Annotated in this window: 15 protein-coding genes; 7 read left to right on the forward strand and 8 right to left on the reverse strand. The window is 47.0% G+C overall.

Annotated features, from left to right (window positions below; genetic code table 11):
• Nucleotides 1-387: 387 nt before the first annotated feature.
• From QT996_RS25595 to QT996_RS25605, 3 genes are all read right to left on the reverse strand, one after another.
• Nucleotides 388-2,388, reverse strand: coding sequence for a hypothetical protein (locus QT996_RS25595; protein WP_333050039.1), 2,001 nt, complete (start codon nucleotides 2,386-2,388; stop codon nucleotides 388-390).
• A 53-nt stretch (nucleotides 2,389-2,441) separates the two neighbouring features.
• Nucleotides 2,442-4,733, reverse strand: a complete 2,292-nt coding sequence (locus QT996_RS25600; RefSeq protein ID WP_333050041.1) for a hypothetical protein — start codon at nucleotides 4,731-4,733, stop codon at nucleotides 2,442-2,444.
• A 374-nt stretch (nucleotides 4,734-5,107) separates the two neighbouring features.
• Nucleotides 5,108-6,295 (reverse strand): RNA-guided endonuclease TnpB family protein, encoded by a 1,188-nt coding sequence (locus QT996_RS25605; RefSeq protein ID WP_333050043.1) that lies wholly within the window; start codon nucleotides 6,293-6,295, stop codon nucleotides 5,108-5,110.
• A 47-nt stretch (nucleotides 6,296-6,342) separates the two neighbouring features.
• Here QT996_RS25605 and QT996_RS25610 point away from each other — a divergent pair, with 47 nt between their 5' ends.
• The 5 genes from QT996_RS25610 (at nucleotide 6,343) to cobT (ending at nucleotide 10,820) form a co-directional block, all read left to right on the forward strand.
• Nucleotides 6,343-6,651, forward strand: coding sequence for a hypothetical protein (locus QT996_RS25610; protein WP_333050045.1), 309 nt, complete (start codon nucleotides 6,343-6,345; stop codon nucleotides 6,649-6,651).
• A gap of 690 nt (nucleotides 6,652-7,341) precedes the next feature.
• Nucleotides 7,342-8,055, forward strand: coding sequence for a Crp/Fnr family transcriptional regulator (locus QT996_RS25615; protein ID WP_333050047.1), 714 nt, complete (start codon nucleotides 7,342-7,344; stop codon nucleotides 8,053-8,055).
• 90 nt (nucleotides 8,056-8,145) lie between these two features.
• On the forward strand, nucleotides 8,146-8,643 hold the full coding sequence (locus QT996_RS25620; RefSeq protein WP_333050049.1) for a universal stress protein: 498 nt from the start codon (nucleotides 8,146-8,148) through the stop codon (nucleotides 8,641-8,643).
• 242 nt (nucleotides 8,644-8,885) lie between these two features.
• The gene (locus QT996_RS25625) at nucleotides 8,886-9,641 is read left to right on the forward strand and encodes a DUF2232 domain-containing protein (protein WP_333050050.1); all 756 of its coding nucleotides are present in this window, start codon (nucleotides 8,886-8,888) and stop codon (nucleotides 9,639-9,641) included.
• 72 nt (nucleotides 9,642-9,713) lie between these two features.
• The gene (cobT, locus tag QT996_RS25630) at nucleotides 9,714-10,820 is read left to right on the forward strand and encodes a nicotinate mononucleotide-dependent phosphoribosyltransferase CobT (protein ID WP_333050052.1); all 1,107 of its coding nucleotides are present in this window, start codon (nucleotides 9,714-9,716) and stop codon (nucleotides 10,818-10,820) included.
• Nucleotides 10,821-11,207: 387 nt separating this feature from the next.
• On the opposite strand, the gene QT996_RS25635 is transcribed toward cobT, so the two are convergent.
• Nucleotides 11,208-11,606: a hypothetical protein gene (locus tag QT996_RS25635; protein ID WP_333050053.1), complete on the reverse strand. Its 399-nt coding sequence runs from the start codon at nucleotides 11,604-11,606 to the stop codon at nucleotides 11,208-11,210.
• A gap of 788 nt (nucleotides 11,607-12,394) precedes the next feature.
• Here QT996_RS25635 and QT996_RS25640 point away from each other — a divergent pair.
• Complete coding sequence (locus QT996_RS25640; RefSeq protein ID WP_333050055.1) at nucleotides 12,395-13,504, forward strand: extracellular solute-binding protein; 1,110 nt, start codon at nucleotides 12,395-12,397, stop codon at nucleotides 13,502-13,504.
• A 66-nt stretch (nucleotides 13,505-13,570) separates the two neighbouring features.
• On the opposite strand, the gene QT996_RS25645 is transcribed toward QT996_RS25640, so the two are convergent.
• From QT996_RS25645 to QT996_RS25660, 4 genes are all read right to left on the reverse strand, one after another.
• Nucleotides 13,571-14,098, reverse strand: a complete 528-nt coding sequence (locus tag QT996_RS25645; protein ID WP_333050056.1) for a hypothetical protein — start codon at nucleotides 14,096-14,098, stop codon at nucleotides 13,571-13,573.
• A gap of 135 nt (nucleotides 14,099-14,233) precedes the next feature.
• Nucleotides 14,234-17,470 carry a PAS domain-containing protein gene (locus QT996_RS25650; RefSeq protein WP_333050057.1) on the reverse strand — a complete coding sequence of 1,079 codons (3,237 nt, stop codon included), beginning with the start codon at nucleotides 17,468-17,470 and terminating at the stop codon, nucleotides 14,234-14,236.
• Between the two features lie 629 nt (nucleotides 17,471-18,099).
• Nucleotides 18,100-19,230, reverse strand: a complete 1,131-nt coding sequence (locus QT996_RS25655) for an aldo/keto reductase (protein WP_333050058.1) — start codon at nucleotides 19,228-19,230, stop codon at nucleotides 18,100-18,102.
• Between the two features lie 5 nt (nucleotides 19,231-19,235).
• The gene (locus tag QT996_RS25660) at nucleotides 19,236-19,742 is read right to left on the reverse strand and encodes a bifunctional nuclease family protein (protein WP_006635481.1); all 507 of its coding nucleotides are present in this window, start codon (nucleotides 19,740-19,742) and stop codon (nucleotides 19,236-19,238) included.
• 235 nt (nucleotides 19,743-19,977) lie between these two features.
• Here QT996_RS25660 and ribE point away from each other — a divergent pair, with 235 nt between their 5' ends.
• A complete protein-coding gene (gene ribE, locus QT996_RS25665) occupies nucleotides 19,978-20,694 on the forward strand; it encodes a riboflavin synthase (RefSeq protein ID WP_333050061.1) in 717 nt (238 codons plus the stop codon).
• Nucleotides 20,695-21,230: the final 536 nt, after the last annotated feature.

Genomic DNA, 21,230 nt, shown 5'->3' on the forward strand with positions numbered 1-21,230 from the left:
GTTCGTAATTCATATTATTAATCTAATTTTTTCTTTTATTTTACCTAGAACGAGCGCACTTTCGCAAGAGGTCTAATACTGATGATTTCGACGAGGCACCCATGGGAAATTTCATTTGATTTGTCTCAACTTTAACGAGATCCCACGTCCATCTTATTAGCCATCCCAAATCTGCAGAACCTGAAATGCTGAGCTTTGCACAATCTTTAAAAAGCAACAACACTTTTATAAAGTTTCTGTGTATTTTTTCTAAAAACGTATAAACTTTAGGTAAACTTAAGTACATTTACATAAAAAACTAAGTCCTAGACGCAAAAAAATCGGTTTCTGCTAGGAATCTTCTGGGAAGATAGGAAGGATTCAACTGAGAAACCGATTTTTTGCCGTTTAGCGATAAATATCGGTGCGAACATCCCAAGCCAGTGTTAGCGGCTCTAACAATTTTTGCTGGCTGCTAGAAGCGAGTTTGCCTAAATATTCGCGAACAACAGAGGCGTGTTCGAGATTCAAACGATAACCCCGTGAGACATCTTCAAAGAAAAGCGGCTCGGCCAAAATTGCTTCCCAATCGGGATTTTGTCTCGACTCCTCGGCCAACAGCATGAAATCTTCCTCCGTAGGCACAACTCCCGCCGGCAAATTTCCTTCCAAAATCCGCAAAATTCGGGGTTCGCAGGTACGGGTATTCACGCCCTGGCGTTCCAACAACTGCAAAATTTCCTGAAAGCTCAGAGTTTCCTCACCCACAACCTGCATTAATTCCCACAGCAGAAAAAAGTCGCTGTACTGCTGCTGCGACACACCCAAAATCTGAGGGTAGAGAGCCAAACTCGCCAACCCGCAGGCAACGCGACCAATTTTTTGGGAAAAATTGGTACTTTGAGATACAGAATTTAATGTAGAATTGTGAATCTCAAAAATATCTCGATCGACCTGCAATTCCTGGTCTTGAACGACGATCGCATTGGGCAGCTTCTGCCGCAACCAGCGGGCGATCGCAGGCCAAGCACCCATACCCCCTGCACAAATCGCCTGATTAATCCCCACCGGCGACATTCCGGCGCGGCTGAGCAAAGCATTCAATTCGCGGTTCAACTGCTGCACAAAAGGCACTAAAACTAGACTTTCAAAATCTTTGCGCTTCACATCCCAATGGTGCTCGTCAATATCCAAAACAAAACTTTTTTGATGTTGCAAAATAACTTTTATTTGCCTTGCCGCCTCTAACAATTGCAGGCCAAAAGCAGAACCTTGTAACCGCTGCTGCAATTGATAGCGGCTCGGCAAATCTGGATGCCCCGGACGTGGCAAATCGATCGACATTCCCCAAGTTTCATTTTTAGCCAACAACTGACAGATAATATCCTGATCAAAAGCATCGCCAGCAAAAGCAAAACTGTGGCAAGTAAAATTAGCACGAGTTAAATCTTGAAGATTGGATGGCAACTCAACTAAAGCTAATTCCACCGTCGCCGCCCCCGCATTCAAAATCAAAGTTCCCCCGCTAAAAGATGAAGCATTCACACTCAGCGGTGCAGCTTCTTCAGCGTCCTTAGCAGAATCCGCGGCTGAGGACTCGACTTCCATATTATTTTTCACAGGAGTTACAGCAGCAAGCAAAGTGGCGATCGCATCTTCCACCACAAAAATTTGCGAACTCGAAGCCACCAGAGACGCGCCCAAAACAGCCTCCCGCAGATTAAACCGATAAACATCCGACCAACCGGCCGGAGTCCCCAAAATTACACCCCGCAAGTCTAAAAGCGCCGCATCGAGAGTTTCTGGCGTCAGTCCCAAAGCCCTACAGATTAAATTAGAAACTGGCAATCCTGCAACATTCGCCCTTGGTGCAGAATCCAAAATTTCCCGTGATTCGGCAAATTTTTGCCCCTGCTTCCTCGGATTCAAAGTTGCCAGCAGTGCCCGCACACCTTGCAGGGGCAAGGCGATCGAAAAAGCCTGCAAGGGCGACCACTGCAACAGCGGTTCGTACATCCCAGCAGCCTCCCGCTGATAAGGAATGCCCACCTTTAAAGGCAATTTAAAATTTTCCAATAAAAATTCTCCTGCAGCCAAAGCCTGGGGTCGGAGTCCCACCGACTTGACTGTCACCTCTGATTCTCGGCTTCCTGGGGCTGTTTCCGTCAGCACCGCAGCCGAGGGAATCCGAAAGCTGGCGTCTGCTGGCCAAGGCCAAGCCTCAGCCTGCGATGCTTCCCAGTAAATCGGGTGCAACTGGCCGCTGGTGCGATCGAGCAAAGCCGCAGACAGGCCGCTGGAACCGAAATCAATGCCCAAATACCAGCTATAATTCCGGCGTTCTGGGGATGGGGCGATCGCACCTGCTGCAGAATGCCCAGCCGACTCTTGCTGCTGTATCCCGGCCAACTCGCTAAAATCGGTTTTCCCCTCAACAACTCCTGCTTTACTGTCTGTCGAAATTAGGTTTTTTTTTTACTTTCTGGAGGACTTGATCGCAGTTCGTTAGTTTCGACAGTTTCTGGAGGGGGAGAATCAGTCAAAGATTGATCGGTCTCGGTCAAACTAGCCAAAATCTCGTCTAGCGTCAAATTCGAGCCCTCTTCCTCCGCAAACAAATCATCCTCAAGTTCGTTTTCCAAAACAAAGGGTTCATCATCAGACGAGAGTTCCAACACATCGGAGAACAAATCCTCCAGCGTGCCGAGTTCTTCCTCTGCCACCTCCGCAAAGGGATTTTTTGCACCGCCCTCATCGGGGGAACTCGCGGATAAATCCAAGCTGTTAGCGGCTGAGAAATTCGATCGCCGGGAGCTAGTATTTTCCAATCCCTCCAGATTGTAGAGGTCTGCCTCCAACAGTTCCAGAGTATTGTTGTCCAAATTAAGAGCTCGATCGAGGTCATCTTCTAATGCCTCAACCGGCAGCAAATCCTCGTCCGGCGAAGCTTGGATATACCCATCATCAAGGCGCTGCGAGGATGAGTCGAACTCACCAGTTTGAACATCGCCGACACTTGGCACATGGGGCGTGGCAGTGGGGCGGTGAGGGCTAATTTCTACAGGCGTTCTCAACGGCAAAGCTGCTGATTGAGGCACTGTAGCGCCGAACTGCTCGCTGAGGTTTTGACCCGTTTCTAGATTTTCTCGATCGTCCGCGTCAATTTGCACCTCAGCAGTTGAGGGTGATGCTTCTGAAACTTGAGGTCCTGTTACCACTGGCGGTTCAAATAAATCGGCCGTATCTAAAGTGAGAGAGTCTACAGAATTACCCATTACAAATTCTGAATCTTCATCTACTAAAATCTCTTCCCGAGATTCGCCTTCATCCAGCAGATTTACAAACAAACTTTCGGTCATTTTTAGCGATTCGGCAGTTCCCTTATCCGTCGCTGCTGGATATTCTACACCTTCACTTTTTTTCTCAACAGTATCGTCTACCGGAAAACTTTCGACTTGTAATTCTACTTCAGGAACCGATTCTCCCGCGAACAAACTTGCATACAAATCCTCAAGTTCTTCGCCTGTTTCTGTTAACCTATTGTCCGACTCGCCGCTCGTAAACCGAGTTGCATTTCGAGATATTTCTGGGGTAGAACCCAACAAATTATCTTCCAACTTTGGGAGCAAAATTGGGGCTTGAATGCGGTCGCGGTCGCGCCTCAACTGTCTGAATTGTGGAGAAATTTCTGTACCCGCGTAGGGCAATCTGTCTTGTTCTCCGAATTCGCCCGTGCGAATTTCCTGCACCGAGTCTCCCGTCAGAGTCTCAGCAGTATTTGAAAGGGCGGGAGCGACAGGAGATTGATCGGCTGCTGTTGGGGTGACGGTTTCGAGATTATTTGCTAAATCGATCGGCTGTTGAACGTAGGAAGACGCTTCTCGCCCCAACTGTGAGGCCAAGTGGTTGACCAAAGCCGCGAACATCGCCTCGCTCTGCTGGCTCAAACCGTACATATTTTCGAGTTCTTGTCTCAAGGAAGCTTGATAGCTTTGCACATTTGCTTGCAAAGCCTCGAACACGATAGCCATCCTAGAATCGAGACTCATCAGCAGACTGTCAGCATGAGATTGGAACAGTTGCATTTGCTCCAACCTCTGAGCCGGCGTCAGCAGCGGGTGTTCTTCTGATGTTTGTCGGTTAAGTGTTACGTCCATAGCCGATTGTTCATCAGGCGCACTGCCCAAAGAGTATGGTGCTGCGCTGCTTTGCAATAACTGATTTTCTAGCGAACTTAGAATTTGGGAGAAATCGCTAGTCAAGGTTTCTTCCAAGCGGGCAGTCAGTACCTGCAAGAATTCAGCAATGATTTGCTGTTGGTTGGCTTGTTGCTGAGCTAGGGATTGTTGCTGCTGCCGTTTTGCTTCTAGCTGTTTGATTTCTTGAACTAGAGCTTGCTGCTCTTGCCGCAGAGCTTCTATGTCCTCTTGGAGCGGCCCTGTCAGGCTTGAACGCAGGTGGCTGATTTCTCCGGTTACGGCAAGCATGATTTGCTCTGCGGCTGAGGGGCGAGAGGCGGGCAGAGGCACTTTGGGAACTGGAACTGGTTGCGGGGGCACATTTGGGCGGGCGGGGGCCTTTGCGACCGTTAGCTTTGAGTCTGAGGAAACCAGATAAGCGCGAACTCGCTCTAAAAGTTGGCGCTGGTGGACAGTATCAAGAGAACCCGTCCAAGGCAAGCGGGGTGCGGGCTTGCTGAGTACCTCGTCTATCTCAGCAATCAGTGCTTGAATTTTGTACTTCTGAGAATTCAAGGGCGGAACCTCTGGGAATGCGGCTTGGGAGAAACTTTACCGAAAAAAGATTGAAGTCAGGTGGCAGCGATGCCAATAGATAGAATAATCTGAATGCGAGTCCGTCAATCGATTTTAGATTTTAGATTTTAGATTAAAAAATTGAAGCATTGACCCCACGGATAAATTCGGGGGGCAAGTTTCTCGGATACAGGTTTTTTATTTCTCCGTCCTGAGTCTGCGAAGGAATGAATCCGGGGGCTTGTATCCTGAATGCGAGTCAGTCAATAATTTACTAATATTTTGTGACAACTGTTAATTAACGTTTTGTCTTCGGATAACTTCTATTGCCTTTGACATCCACCCCGGCGTAAACCCACGGGGATTCCTAAGACTCACGACTTAGGTTTCTGCTTCCGTCCCCTAGGGGATTTCGCACCAGCCTTAACAGATTTACTCTGTTCTGGTCTTACGGTCGCTCCACAGACTGACACGGCAAGCCCTGCCGCCAAAATGTTCTTTGCCGCGTTGATGTCTCGGTTATGGTGCGTCCCGCAATTAAGGCAATCCCATTCCCGGATATTCAACGGCATCTTGTCAACGATATGTCCGCAATTACCACACCGTTTTGAACTCGGAAACCATCGGTCAATCTTAATTAAAGTACGACCGTACCAATCGCACTTGTAGTCAAGTTGTCTGACTAATTCCCCCCCACTTGCATCACTTATAGAAGCGGCAAGTTTGGGGTTTTTGACCATATTCTTCACAGCTAGGTCTTCTACGGCGATGGTTTGGTTTTCACGCACCAACCGCGTTGTTAGCTTATGAAGATTATCTTTCCTTGCATCAGTGATTTCTTGATGCACTTTCGCTACTTTAAGCCGTGCTTTGTGACGGTTTTTTGACCCTTTTTGCTTGCGAATTAAAGCTTTCTGCGCTCTTCTAAGCTGGCGATATTTTGCCTTGAATCCTTTGGGATTGGCAATCTTTTCGCCAGTGCTTAGAGTGAGCAAGCTTGTAACTCCCAGGTCGATACCGACTTGATTATCTGTTTTGGGTAATGCTTCAATTTCAACATCCACCAGCAGAGAAACTGACCACCTACCTGATGGTGCAAGCTTTACGCTTAAGCTTGATGGTGTTGCACCATCAGGTAGTGTCCGACTCCAGCGAATTGGTAACGCTTCTGTGCTTTTTGCTAGGTAGACTTGTCCATCTTTGAACTTGAATGCTGACTTGGTAAATTCTGCACTACCACCATTGCGTTTCTTTTTGAAGTTAGGATATTGTGCCCGCCCATCAAAAAAGTTGGTATAAGCCGTTTGTAAATGTCTCAAGCATTGCTGCAATGGCACGCAGCTAACTTTGTTCAGAAAATCTAGTTCTTCGGTTTTCTTCCATTCGGTTAACATGGAAGAAGTCTCAGCATAGCCTACCCGTTTGTGTTCTGCGTACCAAGCTTCGGTTCTTGTGGCTAAAGCACGGTTGTAGACCAAACGAACACAACCCAAAGTACGTCGCAACAAACTTTCTTGTTCCGGCGTTGGGTAGAATCGATAGCTGAAGGCTTTGAGTGTCATGCTGACCTTAAGTAAGCTATTTCACATACTAGCACGTCTTGTGTGAAATGGTAGAGTTTAACAATAATTCATGTAAAGCCTTCCTAAAAGGACGGGGTTTGGGCCCTCCGCTTCCCTCCGCCCATTTTTTTGATGATAGGTTAGCCGGTACTTCCCCACCAAATGCCCGCTTCTATCAATTGCAAGTGCTGTCAAATTTTGCGGCTCAGGGGCGAGCGAGTTTCCCGACCCGGAGGCTGATTCCTGCTCGTAAGAGGTGCGATCCCGACGAACTTTTGCCTTCACCGGCTGGAACGGCGGGCCGCACATTGTCACCGCAAGTTTCCTTAGCATGGTGGCGCGCCACTGTCTCTTGATCTTTCACCGACTTGGAAAAAACCTCAAACAAGTTGCGATTTGGGATGCCAAGATTCGGGATTGTCCCCGTATACTAGGTTTGAGTAACCCTTTATTATAGCCTTTTATCTGTCTTCATGGCTAGATACTAATGGTACAATAATCTTGGGGTAGCAGAAAAGTTGGCTGGGAAGTAGGTGGGTTTCGCTCGCGAAGAGCGCCAGTCTTTAGGCTCGCAATGGCTGTGGATTTTGCCGATCGTGCTGACATTTGCCAGGTTCTAGGCGGTTGCTCGGATTTGGGATCGGTCTACCGTGCTTGCAGGCTTGTACTCGTCGATTCTGCCTTCTCGACAGCAGGGCCTAGTGACAACAAATCTCTCAGCAGTGTTAAGCTTGTCTTCGCGAAGTGTTTTCAAAGGTAATTCGATCGGCTCAGTCGTTTGCCACATTGCTAAAATTTTGTTAATAAAATTTGCTCAGTGGTATATATCTAAAAAATTATGGTATATTCTTAAGTTTCTAGCTCCCAATCAGGGCTTGAGGCTATTAATTCCCATATTGAGCCTTTGACCGCCAAACTTTAGAGGTAAAATTGCCGATTTTAGATCCTTGTTTCTCAAATCTTGAATCTCAAATCGAATGACTCGGCTGCAAGCTATTTCTAACTGCCCAGCGCAGCTCAAGCGCGTAAATTAAAATGATGGCCTCATGGAAGACCGCTTTAACACCCGAGATCCGAATTCTAATATAAATCAATTGATAGTTTCTACTCCGTTTTTTGCAGGATTACCCGATCCTGTAATCGAGAGAGCAACTCTCCACATCGTTACCCGCAGTCATCCGTCTAATCAAGTGATTTTACTCGAAAATGACTGGGGAACATCAGTGTATTTTATATTGGATGGTTGGGTGAAAATTCGCACCTACAACCTAGACGGAAAAGAAGTAACACTGAATATTTTAGGGAAAGGAGAATTATTCGGGGAAATGGCCGCGATCGAAGAAGCACCGCGATCGACAGATGTGATCACCCTAGCCCCGACACTGATCGGCAATATGCCATCTCAGGATTTTGTGCAGCTCATTCATACCGAGCCGCTAGCAGGCATTCGCCTAGCTCAACTGATGGCCCGTCGCCTGCGACAAGTCAACCGCCGCCTGCGTTTGCGAGAGTCGGACAGTACCTCGCGAGTAGCAGATATTCTATTATTTTTGGCCGAGGGGCAAGGCAAAAAAATCCTGGAAACAGGAGGTACAGAAATACCGAACCTGCCACACAGAGAATTGAGCAGCCTCAGCGGGCTGGCTCGCGAAACAGTAACGCGAGTGCTCAGCAAGTTGGAAAAAAAAGGAACTATTCAGCGGGAACGTGACGTTTTGTGCATTCCCGACCTCCACGCCTTAGAGCGTCTGTTAGTCTAGAAGTATCAGAGTTTGCTTTTATTGAATCTAATTCAAAAGCACTCTCTGTTAACTAACTGATATTAATGATTTACTGCAGGAGGTAAAGCTGTGAGTTTTAAGAAAATTTTCGCCGCCTTAGATGATTCTGAACTGGGCCACCGCGTCTTCACTCAAGCTTTAGAATTAGCTCTGAGCGATCGCGCCCAGGTGATGCTATTTAACTGCGTTACTGTGAGCACGGTGGGTCAGACGGCAGTGCCAATTCCAGTAGATTTGGGAATGAATGTCGAGTTAATGGATCAAGCTTATCAAGCTCAACGTTTGCGGCTGGAAAGCGAGGTAAAACACGCTTCTGGTTTGCTGAAAAATTACTGCGACGCCGCAGCAAAAAAAGGATTGCAGGTGGAATTTGACTGCAAAATGGACGGAGATCCGGGGCATTGTATCTGTGAATCCGCCGAAAATTGGGGCGCAGATTTAATAGTGTTGGGAAGGCGTGGCCGCACGGGGCTCGCAGAAGCTTTTCTCGGCAGCGTCAGCAATTATGTCGTTCACCACGCATCTTGTTCGGTTTTTGTAATCCAGGAAGCCAAAATCGAAAAATAATGCTGCTGAAAATTTTTGCTGAGAAAATCCATCTAAAATAAGACTTGCGTTCCTACCTAAACCCGGTTTCGGCGAGCAATATTAAATTTGGCGGCGAGGCATCCAAACAGTGAAACCGGGAATCAGCCGTATCGGGCGCAAGTCACGTAAAATCTAAAATCTAAAATCTAAAACCGGGAATCAGCCGTATCGGGCGCAAGTCCCGTAAAATCTAAAATCTAAAATCTAAAATCTAAAATCGGATGAGTGATTTTTTGTCAGCAGATGCTGCGTCTAATTCGGGTAGTTCACCCAGTACAAATAACGAGCCGCCAACCGCCGGTATTTCAGCAATGGCTGGCGATCGCACCAATCCCGCTCCGGGGACGGGCGCCTCGGGGGAAGCGCCTTTAAGGCTCGTAGAAACAGCATTTTTGGCAAGTACCGCTAGCTTGATTTGGCTAGTAAATTATTACTTTCCGCTGGGGCCTTTGCTGCGGGTTTTTTTCCCGATACCCATCGCCTTAGTTTACTTGCGTTGGGGCAACCGAGCAGCTTGGATGGCAGCTTTGGTATCGGGTTTGCTGCTGTCGGTACTGATGGGCCCGACGCGGAGCATTTTATACGTGATGCCTTTTGGAATTATGGGAGTGGCGCTGGGAGGACTTTGGAGGCGTAAAGCGAGTTGGTCACTCTCTATTAGTGTGGGTGCAGTAATTGGTACTGTCGGCTTCTTTTTTCGATTTTGGCTGCTGTCCGCGTTGGTGGGTCAAGATCTATGGGTTTACGTAACCGCCCAGGTAACAGAGATGGTGGAATGGGTTTTTGTGAAGCTGGGCTGGCTTAATGTACCGAGTTTGGACACAATTGGGGCGATCGCCGCCGGGATGATTTTGGTTAACAATATTGTCTATTTATTTGTAGTGCATTTAGTAGCTTTGCTGCTATTAGATCGTTTAGGAAATCCAATCCCGCGGCCGCCAAGCTGGGTGCAAGTTTTGATCGATTATGAAGAGTAGTTATTGGGAATTGTTGACTGTTGACTGTTGACTGTTGACGGATAAATGATGACTAATAACTAATGACTAACTATGATTGGTATTTATACAGAAATCGAACAGGGTCAGCGGTGGCTCGATCGCTATCGGGGACGAAAACCGATATTTGCCTGCGTGTTAGGATTTACCGCTACTGGCTTAATTCCGGGGATTTCAGCAGCAGGAGCAACCCCGCACGATCGACAATTTACTTGTTTAGCCGATGCAGAATTTTTGTATAACGGCCCCCAACCGTCGCCCCAATATCCTTTGCCGCCCCTAGAAGCGGGTGCCTCGCCGGTACTAATATCTCGCGCTGTAGTCGAAGCTTTGGAAATTCCCCTTTACCTATTTAATGCTGGTTTGCCCCTCCCACCTCCGGTACCTGCTATTGATTTGGGCGGCACTCCGGCAAAGTGTCTGATTTCTGGGAATGCTTTAGAACTCGAAACAGTCAAACATTTGCTCGAACAAGGATTAATTTGGGGAGCTAAATTGGCTGCTGAAACTAATGGCAGCTATTTAATTTTAGGGGAGTGCGTAGTTGGGGGAACGACTACGGCTTTGGGCGTGTTAATGGGTTTGGGTATTGCAGCGGCGGGCAAGGTTAATAGTTCTCATCCTCGCTGCAATCACGCTCAAAAATTGGCTGCGGTGACAGCGGGACTCAATAATGCTGAGTGGGAAATTGGCGGACAAAACAGCACTCCCCTGGAATTGGTAGCTGCGGTGGGCGATCCGATGCAAATAGCGGTGGCGGCAATGGCGATCGCCGCGAGTCGGACTTGCGGGGTGCTTCTGGCCGGAGGTACGCAAATGCTGGCAGTGTATGCTTTGATGCAAGCCTTAGCCCGGGAATATGCTCTAGTATGGCGTCCCGAACAAGTTGCGGTGGGAACTACGCGCTGGGTGGCCGAAGACCCTACAGGAGACACTGTAGGACTTGCGTCGGATATCGGCGGTGTGCCTCTGTTAGCCGCGCAGCTAAGTTTTGCTGGATCTCGCTACGGGCAACTGCAAGCTTACGATCGCGGCTATGTTAAGGAAGGTGTCGGTGCGGGCGCGTGTGCGATCGCCACTGGCCTGACTGCAAATTGGACTCCTCCTCAACTCCTTCAAGCTGTGGAAGCTTTAGCCTCGCGGTGTGAAATTAAACATTAGAGGGTCCTGGAGGCAAAAAACCGGGTTTTTACTGAAAATATTGGGGTTTTGCAGCGAGGAATACACTTAAAAACGGGGTTTGTAGTTTTCTGTGCGTCCAGGAATCTTAGGAATTAAACATTAAAAATTCAGAGGCGGCGATCGAGCTGCGAACATGGTTGTACTGCTCACCCAGCTTCGTTTTGGCTGAATAATTATATCACTTTCTGTAGCATTTCTACTCTCAGATTTACAGAATTTTCTACATAATATCTGACTTTGATGCAGTATTCCCCCTGCTACTTGCGGGAGATAAAAAACTCTATGCAATGAATCTATAAGTAGACGAGCATAAATCAACGCAACTTGTATTTTTTTTGATTATTACCCGATCCCCGCTAGCAATATTTAATTAGGCCCGCCTAGATGTTGCGAGTGCATTCTTTTCGAGAGCAACTGTTCTTCTAAGGCGGCAATTCGATTGTAAGCTGCTGTTAGCTGAGCTGTTAAGCGCTGGATTTGAATCTCTGCGCTCAGCTCTTTTTCCAGACTTTGAGAATTCTTGTCGAAGTAGCTGTCATCTAACAGTATGTCTTTGTGTTCGAGGAGCCCGTCGAGACTGCTATAGCTTTGATAGGGGGAGGTTTGGTCATTTCCTAGCGTTCCAGAGCGATCGTTTCTCTGTTGCTGGGTCAGCTTCGTGTCCTTGGCAGACTCCAAGAGCTTTTCATTGAGGTTTTCTATGAGTTTGTAGAGGGCATCGACTTGTTGGCTCAATACTGTAACTTGCTGGCGGAGGGCTTCCATACAATCATCCTTTTGCTCGTAACTTATATCTTTACATTTTAGGTAAATCTTTACATAACTTGGATTTATCACTAAATTATTTAATTTTTGACGTAATTGTTGTGTTCCCAATCCTGACGGTAGATTTAGGGAGCCAGCTTGAAGATAATCGATCCCCATTCGTGAGTCGATTTTAGATTTTAGATTTTAGGTTTTAGATAGTCTTGGACGCAGGAACCGGGTTTTTTAACCCCCATACTTCGTTCAAACCTTCAATCCGATTTAAAACATCCGGTTCCTGAGAGTCGGAGTGCGGAGCGTCCTATTAGATTGACTCCGCTCTCGCCAGGGCTTTCAGAATTCAGATGAGTGGATGTTTAGTTATTAAGCTGTCGCGGGTTTAAAAAGGATTTTTCACTTCGGTTGTGTAAAAAAGCATCATCCCGTGGCCGAGGGCAACGCTCTCCTTATTTCGTTATATTAAAAAATGTAACACAGATGCAGTTGATCGCCCCCGCTGACGAGCAAAATTGGCTCAAAGGAACTTGGAGCAGAGAAATTAGGCGTTAAGTTGACGGAGTTTTCGGCATCGGAAAACTCGATCGACAAACTAGAAGGTAAAATCAGGCAAGAGCAAAACAGACTCAGAAGGCAGCAGAATTAAAAGGGAGCAGAACCGAGTACAATGGCTCTGTGTTTGAGGAAGAAATAAAACAAGTCGGCGTCAACTAGCGGACTCGACAAACAATTATTTCCCTGGCTGCAGAACACAAAACGATCGGTCAATATTTAGAAAAGCGGATTCACAGGTGAAACGAAGGTCTTTGCTATTGGGGGCCGCCACCCTAACTTTAAGTCAATTGGCGGCAGGGTGCGACTCGAAGCCCATTCTCAAAATTCGATCGCTCAAAAACGGTATTCCGGCCCAACTGGTAAGCAAATTTAGCCGCGATGTACAACCGTCTCCGCTTTTGCAGGTAACCCAAGAAGGACAATTAAAAGAATTATTCGCCCTGTTGCAGGAGTGGAAACAGGTTCCCAAATCAAAAAATCAAGCTAACTTGGTGATGTTGGGAGATTACTGGCTGACTTTGGCAATTAGGCAAAAATTGATTAAGCCGATCGATCCTGCTAAGTTTGCTAATTGGTCACAATTGCCCGAAAGATGGCAAAAACTCGTCAGGCGCAACGATGATGGTAAATTAGATCCTCAAGGTAAAGTGTGGGCTGCACCTTACCGCTGGGGAAGTACGGTAATTGCCTATCGAACCGACAAATTTAAGGCTTTGGGGTGGACTCCAACAGATTGGAAAGACTTGTGGCGATCAGAATTGCGCGATCGAATTTCTCTGCCGGACAGTGCTAGAGAAGTTATCGGTTTAACATTAAAAAAACTCGGAAAATCTTACAATACCCAGCAATTAGATAAAGTTCCCAATCTCAAAAAAGAACTCGCAAATTTGCACCGACAAGTTAAATTTTATAGTTCTGACGCTTACCTGCAACCATTAATTTTAGGCGATACTTGGTTGGCAGTAGGTTCCTCTGGAGACTTGCTGCCGCTGCTGCAAACTCAAAAGGATATTGCTTTAGTAGTTCCGGTTTCTGGAACTGCACTTTGGACAGATTTGTGGGTAGAACCAGCATCAGGGAATTCAGTTTCTTTAGTGGAAAAATGGATTGATTTTTGCTTGCAGCCTCGGATTGCTCCTCAATTATCTTTGCTGGCTAAGGCTAGTTCGCCGATAATTGTCGGCATGAAACCCGAAGATTTGCCGGAAGCTGTTCGCACTAATTCTGTGTTGTTGCCGGATGCTAAGATTCTTGCTGCTAGCGACTTTCTGCTGCCGTTTGGGGATGCGGGGATCTCGCTGTATCGATCGCTCTGGCAAGAAACTAGGCAAGTAGTGAGAAGTTAAAATGTAGAGTGCATCAGCTCGGATTTATCGATTATCCAGAAAATCCCTCGGGGCTGACGCACCCTACTAGAATCCTTTCACCCTTCCTCGAAGACGCGGATTTGAGAGAGATTCTAAATCAATGCGACAGCTAAGCCCATCGCCCTTGCACGAATAAACTGCCAAAGCAGTGCCTTGACGGTTGCAAACTCGCACATTGTAACCGTAGTCCCTGGCGACAGTGCCAAAGCGGTTAACAAACTGATAGCGTTCCATATAATCGAGCAAACTCCAAAGTTGGCGGTTGACTATGAGAATTACCCAAGTATTGCCGGGATCGACAAACCAGCGATCGAGCAATTTCCCGCCAAACTGTTTTTGAGCTAACCACAGACTCGGCACGCTTTTTTCGGTTTGCGAAAGCGGAGGCGAGGGGAAATTAGCAGCGTTGCCAGTCGGGCAGACCGGCTGCTGGGAAAAGGCAGCAGATTGCTCCTGCAGCAATGCTCCGAGGCACGCACAACCCGCCATCAGGAACAAAAATAAACTTTTTGTCAAAATGCCATGTCTGTGGCGGAAAACTTGATTTGTGTGGCTAAACTGGTGGTAATTCATAAATTGGCAAGGGCCGGTTGTGTACAAAAGTTATCTGTTAAGATCCAGTCCTGTAAAATCGGTTTGTAGTGAGTAATTTAGTGCTCAAGAAATTTTGATGACTGAAGTTCTTACGGCGAATCGGCACAATTGTTGTTAAAATTCCGATCGCCTAAACAATGAAGCAGGCAGAAAAGCAGTAAAAGTAGAACCGCAATCTAACTCGCTAGTAACTTCAATATCGCCGCCCATCATCTGACAAAAACGCTGACTGATAGTCAGTCCCAAACCCGTACCGCCGTACTTGCGAGTAGTTGAATTGTCGGCTTGGGTAAAAGGTTGGAACAGTCGCTCTTGCTGCTCTTTTGTCATGCCGATGCCCGTGTCCGTCACTCGGAAAATTAAAAATTCTGCATCCAAAATTAACAGTTGAGGAACTCTCGGTTGATATTTATTTTTTAATTCTTCACTGGTAATTCTTTCGACAGTAAGCACGATCGTCCCATTAGCAGAAAATTTAGCAGCATTGCTGAGCAAATTCAGCATTACCTGCCGCACTTTCATCAAATCGCCGTGCATCGCGCCGATATTGTCAGAACTCAATACTTGCAAAGTATTGCCGTTTTTATCCATTAGCGGTTTGATAGTTGTTACTACCTCCTCGATTAAGCCTCCAACATCGAAGCTTTCGAGGTAAATCTCCATCTTGTCAGCTTCAATTTTGGAGATGTCGAGAATGTCCTCTATCAGCCGCAGCAAGTGTTTGCCAGCAGTGCGAATTTTGTCTAAATCCGAGATTACCTCTAAGTTGCCTACCTCTTCGGCATCTTCCACCAGCATATCGCTGTAGCCAATAATCGCATTGAGGGGAGTGCGTAACTCGTGGCTCATGTTTGCCAGAAAAGCACTCTTGGCGCGGTTGGCTAGTTCTGCGGCTTCTTTTGCCAACTGCCACGCTTCCTCAGCGTCTTTGCGTTCGGTGATATCCCGCAGCGTCGCTACTACGGATTCGACGCTGCCGTCTGTCGCACAAACCGGGCTGAGAATGTACTCGTAGTCGCGGGTTCCCCAGATTGCGGTGGGGACAATTACTTCGCCTTTCTTGGGCTCGGCTGTGGCAAATACGGCGCTGCAATCGTCCTCAACCTGCTGTAAAATTTGTGGCGACCAGCCTAATTCTCGCCAGGTTTTGCTAATCATATCTCTGGGATTGAGGCCGACTGCTTGAGCGGCGGTGCGGCTGACATAAGTGTATTTTCCAGATCGATCTACTAGAAAAATTAGGTCAAGGGAAGCGCCGAGAATGCCGTCAACTGTTCTGGCGTGTCGGGCTACCTGAGCGGTCATTTGTCTGACGGTGATGGCGCCGCGGACTCGGGCGGCGAGTTCAAACCGCAATAGTTCGTTGGCTTGTTTGAGGAATAGCGTGCGCTGTTCGACTTTTATTTCTAGTTCTGCTTTGGCTTTTTCTAGAGTGAGTTCGGCCTGTTTGCGATCGCTCACGTCTGTAGAAATTGTACCGACTGCAAAAGCTTTGCCTTCAGAATTACAGAGGGGAAATTTCAGAGAAATATAAGTGTGCGGGCCGTCGTCTTGAGGGATGATTTCTTCGAGGGTTAGGGGCGAGGAGGATTCGAGAACTTTCAAGTCATTTTCTCGCAAGGCTGCTGCTTTGTCTTCGGGAAAAATATCGCTGTCGGTTTTGCCTGTTATTTGCTCTTTTGCGATGTCGAACAAATTGTCAAAATGGCGGTTGGTGAGCAGGTATTTTCCGTCAACATCTTTGATGTAAATTACTGCTGTTGAGTTGTCTAAAATCGCTTGCAGCAGTGCTTCGCTCTTTCGCAGGGCTTTTTGAGTGTTTTGGCGATCGAGTATTTCTGGCTGCAATTCCCAGTTGAGGCGATTTAAGTCTTGCCAAGCTTCCTGGACTAGATTTAAGGCGATCGCGCTTTTTTCTAGTTCTGTATTTGCCGGCCGCGACTGGTTTGAGACGGAGGTTGCGGGCAATTCTAGGGGTGGGAAAGCTAGTGGGATGTGGGGATTTGCGATCGGGCGTTGGCGAAGCCTTGGAAGAGGAACCCCGACAATTTTTTTATATCGAAAATCTACGGCTAATTGATTGTTTAAACTCGATTTTTTTGGGAATAAATCGGGGAATTCGCCTAAATTTAAAGAGTCAGAAATGCGCTCCGACTTCGGGGATAGGTGCTGCGGCTCGGCGGTGGAGTTAGATTGTGAATTCCCTTCTGCTGTTAATAAATCTGAGTTAGCGGGCTTGGCAATCCGGCCCGTGACTGCAACTCCCAAGGCGAAGGGGACAACGGCAGCCGCAGACATTGCCAGCAGCCAATTGTTGCCCCACAAAGTTGCGATCGAGATTTCGGGGATGCCCCGCACTAAAATTACAGCGGGTTTTCCGGCTAAATTATTCAGAGATTTTGCTGCTACTGTATAAGCCTGATTCCCTATTTTTATTTGCTGAGCAACTGGTTTGCCATCGGCGGCGCGTGCAGACCTCAGTAGCGATCTGTCCATCCCCAGTAAGTCGGGCAACAGTTGATTTTTAGTAACACTTTGTCCACTTACAAAGACATATTTGCCCTCATTAAGCGGTGCATAAAGAGCGTAAAAGCCGACGGCTGAATTGACTCTTTCCCTACTGGCAACCAGCGGGATTTGGCTCAGATTTCTTCCTAGAAATAAAGCAGCAATAACAGTTTCATTTTTGGGATTTATCACGGGAATTTCTGAGTAATTCACAAGGGTACCTTCGCTCACTCCCGGTTGCAAATTTGGCAATTGTTTCTGATTTTCAGAGTGAGCCAGAATTTTGCTGGCCCTAATTGGCTCTTTTTTTGCTAATACTTGATAGTCTAGGTTACGAGAATTAAAACTTTGTCTGTCTTTGTTGAGATTAACGCTAACAATTATCTTCCCATCTTTCCCCACTAAAGCTGCACTGTGTATTGCTCCTATTTTGAGTTGATTTTCCAAAATTTGCTTGACAGATTTTCGCAAATCTGATGTTTGTTTACCGCTGTTATAAGCTAACGCTGTTTGGGCGATCGTTTTGCTGTCAGAGGAGTTTTGCAAACGGTCGGCGGCGCGATCGAGTTTGAGATTGTAATTAATTTCACTAAGGCTCAGTTCTGATTTTGCTTGATTTGCCAGTTGATTGTTTTCAACTTCCAATGTTAGCCAAAGTGCTGCTCCCGTTAGTCCGACTGGCAAAATTGTTTGTAAAGCCACCAGTCCGATTAACTGTTTTTTCGTAACAGATAAGTTGTAGGTATACGGCTTGAAAGCTGCTTTCAATCTTCTTTCGGAAGTCGCCACTTTAGTTTGCTGCAGACAATTTGGCTGGCTGTCGTTTAACTGAGTATGAGCCATAGTAGTAAATACGGGATCGGTTTTAGATGACAGGCCATCAATTAATCGGGAAGGGAATTAATTTGAGATTTGAGATTTGAGATTTTAGACTTCGGCGTGAGCGCTCAGTCGAACGATTTTATATTTTATATCGAGTTCGCTTAATCACTCATCATAAAATTGTTAGCTCTCGCCGGGGGCAATAAAGCAAGAAAATGACTGGGATATTTTTAAATAAATCAATTTCTCGGTGTTCAATCAGATTGTCTTATTTAGTTGTTTTTCCATATACTGTCGGCTCCTATTTAAAGTTTGTTGCGAGCAGACAGGGGACATGGGTGTCAACTTCAGACTAAAACCATTTGTATCTATCGTTTATAGCCGAGTCTCGCTCCCCGTAAATCCCCCTTAAGAAGGGGGACTTTGACGCTCTTGTCCCTAGGGGGTTAGGGGGAATCGGGAAGACTGTGAACTCAAACAGTAGATTGGTACAACATAAGACGTTAAGTGGACACCAATGCCTGCAGACAGTCCGCAAGCTAAGTAGTTTTTCGATCGACTCTATCGTAAATTCACTTAAACCAAAGTTTAACGTAATTATTCCAACACTTAGATACGCTCGATCGCCTTTTCCCGGCTTCACCTTTTTTTCAATCCCACAACCGCCTGCCTGCTTTACCACCCAGTCGCTGGTGAGTATCTTTGAGCAAGGTTGGGATGTCTAACTTTTCGGGACACCTGGGCAAACATTCGCCGCAATCGGTGCAGCGGTTGCCTTTGCTGCCAGGAAACCAGTGTCCAGCATTTTCAAACATGGCATAGCGATATTTGCCAAAGTCAATCATGTCGCACCCGACGGCGAGATTGCGAAGCCGCAATACTTCGGGAATGTTGATGTTTTCCGGGCAAGGCAAACAGGCATAGCACTGGCTGCATTTGTCGGTTTTCAAAGTGGCTGCAATCACCGATTCTAGCCGATCGAACGCAGCGATTTCGGCATGGGTGAGGGGAAAGTCGCGATCGCAATATTTCAGGGGTTGCTCTAATTCTGTCGCATTTGCAGCCCCCACACTTAAAGTCCCAATCCTATTATCGCTAAGTAAAAACCGATAGTTTAACTCTAAGGGCGAGAAAGGCGAGCACAATTGTGCGAGAGTTTCCGGGGGCGTGTATAGTTGCCCTCCCTTATCTGCCGGGGAAATGATGAAAACGCCAATATCTTTGTCTTTGGCGAGTTCAATTGCCGGGGCGTTGCGCTGAAAAAAATAGTAGTAATGCAGATTGACAAATTCAAACAAATCTGTATTGATTGCAGACAAAATCAGATCCAGAGGCCCGTGAGTCGAAAAGCCGACGTGCCGAATGCGACCATCGGCGAGGGCTTTGCGTACCGCTTGCATACAGCCTGTGGGCGATCGCACAATCGCCAAATGTTCCCAAGTATTCAAACCGTGAATTGCCAGACAATCGATATAGTCTAAATTCAGGCGTTTGAGGGATGCGTCGATGCAGCGTTCCATTGCTGCTGCATCCTCCGTCGGGGAAATTTTCGTAGTGACGTGGAGGCGCGATCGATCGACAGACAAACCAGCCGAGAGGGCCGCGCCAAGATATTCTTCGCTGCAACCGTAACCAGCCGCAGTTTCCAGGTGATTGATTCCCAGAGACACCGCCTGTTTTACAGTCTGACAGGCAATTTCCTCAGAAGCCAAATAGCGCATGGTTCCCAAGGAAAATACCGACAAGTGCAACTCCGTTTTGCCAAACCGTCGATAGCGCATAAAGGTTAGGAAGTTTCGCCCGGGCTGAAGCCGCTTCTCTTAATCAAATCCTCTGGACGGAGGTTTGAGATAAATTCCCGGAAGGCCCGGCGTTCTGCCTCATCAGCATCTCGATCGACCGGTATCGAAGCATCGGCGACGACTTCTTCCATCACCCAGATGGGGCAGTTCGTTCGCAGGGCTAGGGCGATCGCGTCGCTAGGTCGGGCATCGATCTCTTTTTTAACTTCTCCCTGACGGACGATCAGCACGGCATAAAAGGTGTTATCTTGCAGCGAGTGAATAACTATGCGCTCCAAGGTAAGACTCCATGCCTCTAAGAAATTGACCATCAGATCGTGAGTTAAGGGTCGAGGAGGCTTGTGGCCTTCGATCGCGCTAATAATAGCCTTTGCTTGCTCCTGACCGATATAAATAGGCAAAGCCCGTCGCTCAGTAGCGTCTCTCAATAGGACAATAGGACTGCGCGTGGCTGCATCTAAGGCAATTCCAGCGACTTTCATTTCAATCATTCGATCGGCCTCATAGAATTAAGAAACTGTAAGGCAGTGGAGAACTTGGACATACAGATCACCTAAATCCAGTATGACTTGATCTTCGCCTGAATCTGCAACAGATCGGGCAGTGTCGATTTTAGATTTTAGATTTTAGATTGACTCGGGGGGAGAGGGGGACGACCAAACCTCCTGTCTCTGGTTTGTCCCTGTGATTTGATGTAAATAAGCGATCAACTAAGGAAAAATACTTATGTTTACAGGACTAATTCAATCTCTCGGAAAACTGAAGTCGCTAGGCAACGATTATTTCCAAATTTCCTGCACATCAAACAACTCCTACCAGATTTTACAAGATTTAGCCATTGGGGACAGCGTAGCCGTAGATGGAGTCTGTTTAACGGTAGTGGAAGTTCTCCCTGCGACGGGTTTTGTCGCCGTCGCTTCCCCAGAAACCCTCCGCCGCACAACTCTGGGATCATTCCCCGATGCTTTGGTGAACCTAGAAACCTCCCTGCGCGCCGGCAGCAAATTGGGGGGACATTTCGTGACGGGGCACGTAGATGCGATCGGCACTTTAGCGACATCAATCCAAACCGCCAACGCTTGGGAGATGCGGTTTACTGCCCCACCAGCAGCAAATTCGGGATGGCAACGTCAAATCGCACCTTACATCGTTTCCAAGGGCAGTATCGCCGTCAACGGCATCAGCTTAACAGTGGCAGATTGCGATGCTGACGGTAATTGGTTTGAAATTGCTGTCATTCCCCACAGTTTTGGTGAGACAAACCTCAGTTATTTGCAACCAGGAAGTTTAGTTAATTTAGAAGCAGATATTCTGGGCAAATATGTCGCCAAATTTCTCCGCAGCGGCTCAAAGTCCCATCCCGAACCGTGGGAAGAAACCCCCGCCCTCAACCATTTAGGAGGCATTACCCCCGAATTTTTAGCAGAACACGGATTTATTTAATCTTCGGGTGTACATCACGCACCTTGCCTTGCTAATATCGCAGATATTTCACTCTTCTCAATAAGCCTTTTACGGGCGGGTTCTCCTGCCAGCCCCAATAAAATTCACTCTTTATGGAACAAGCCGGAAACCCTATTTTGGAATTATAGAATGCGTCAGCAGCGAATTATTCTATCAATAATTGACGGCTCAAAGCCGACCTACCTACTAACTCTTACTTCTCTCTCTGCGCTCTCTGCTGTTCATTAATTAAATTCTATCCCTCACTAAAATTATTTTTCTCCCAAAACCATCCCGCAGCAATTCCCGCTTGAGAAACTAAAAACCCTGCTGCAATTAATAGCTTTTGAATGCCCCCGGGCGTGGAAAAAGGGATAAGCTAGTAAATTTCGATAAAATGACGGATGTTGTAGTTTCCCATTAGCCCCGCGTTTCGAGATACTTTATTGAAACAAAAAAGGTATCCGCTCAATAAATCGGGGTAATAGAAAAAAAGAAGGTTCACAATCTAGGCACAGCATGGTAAAATATGATTC

Origin of the sequence: Microcoleus sp. S13C4, from assembly GCF_036700865.1 — a bacterium.
In the GTDB taxonomy this organism is placed as follows: domain Bacteria; phylum Cyanobacteriota; class Cyanobacteriia; order Cyanobacteriales; family Microcoleaceae; genus Microcoleus.